The organism is Mycobacterium sp. E1214, from assembly GCF_001666755.1.
In the GTDB taxonomy this organism is placed as follows: Bacteria; Actinomycetota; Actinomycetes; order Mycobacteriales; family Mycobacteriaceae; genus Mycobacterium.
This window is the reverse complement of the sequence record NZ_LZJC01000120.1, coordinates 1-1014: the sequence shown is the minus strand read 5'-3', so window position 1 is coordinate 1014 and position 1014 is coordinate 1. Positions and strand designations below refer to the sequence as shown.

The window sequence follows — 1014 nt, the reverse complement described above, 5'->3', positions numbered from 1 at the left end:
TTCGGCACCAAGGGCGGCGAAATCGAGATGGACGGGCAGCGCGTCGCCGTGCCCGTCTCGACCGACCAGATGAAGACCGTCGCCAAGCTCTCCGGCGGGCAGGCCTACACCGCGACCAACGCCGCCGAGCTCAACAAGAGCTACAACGCCATCGAGAACGAGATCGGCTACCGCACGGTGCCCGGCCCCGGCAGCGCCGGCTGGTTGCGGCTGGGGGTCGTCGCGGCGCTGATCGCGACGGTGTTGGCGTTGGTCCTCAACCGGCGCCTGCCCACCTGAGACTCAGGCGGGCAGCCGGCGGTTGAGCAGCAGCCCGGCCAGCACGGCACCGGCCATGGCGACGGTGCCCAGCAGCATCCAGGCCAGGCTGGCGTCGCCCTTCACGGACTCGTAGCCGATCTGGCGCTGCAGGGTCGTGTAGACGTTCTTCAGCGAGTCCAGGCTGTCGGCGTGAAACGACTGGCCGTCGGTGATCTCGCAGATTTTCTGCAGGGTCTGGTCGTCCACGGGCACCGGGATGGTGGCCCCCTCGTAGTCGACGGTGCCGTAGGGCGTGCCGAACGAGATCGTCGAGATCTGCACGCCCTCGGACTTCGCGGCGCGGGCCGCGGTGAAGGCGCCCTGCGGGGCGTTGGGGTCCAGCGGCACGTTCTCGGCGCCGTCGGAGAGCAGCACGATGCGGGCGGGTGGCGGCTTGTCGCCGCCGACCACCGCGGTGGCGCTGATCGCGTGCAGGGCGGTGAAAATGGCCTCGCCGGTGGCCGTGCTGTCCGCGAAGTCCAGCTTCTTCAGCGCCTCGATGGTCGCCTGGTGTTGGGGCGTCGGCGGGACCAGCAGATACGGCGTCCCGGAGAACGCCACCAGCCCCAGGTTGACGCCGGGCGTCAACTGGCCGGCGAATTGGGTGGCCGCCTCCTCGGCGGCCTTGAGCCGGTTGGGCGGCACGTCGGTCGCCCGCATGGATTGCGACACGTCGATGAGCAGCATGATGACGGCGCGGTTGCGCGGGATGCG

General features: G+C 70.0%; 1 protein-coding gene and 1 pseudogene. One reads left to right on the top strand and one right to left on the bottom strand.

Annotated features, from left to right (window positions below; all coding sequences use genetic code 11):
* Positions 1 to 279, top strand: a pseudogene (locus A5700_RS16425) (hypothetical protein); the annotation flags it as partial.
* Positions 280 to 282: 3 nt separating this feature from the next.
* Here the strand turns inward: A5700_RS16425 and A5700_RS16420 are convergent.
* Positions 283 to 1014, bottom strand: a 732-nt coding sequence (locus A5700_RS16420; RefSeq protein WP_068204852.1) for a VWA domain-containing protein, incomplete at its 5' end; no start/stop codon positions are given.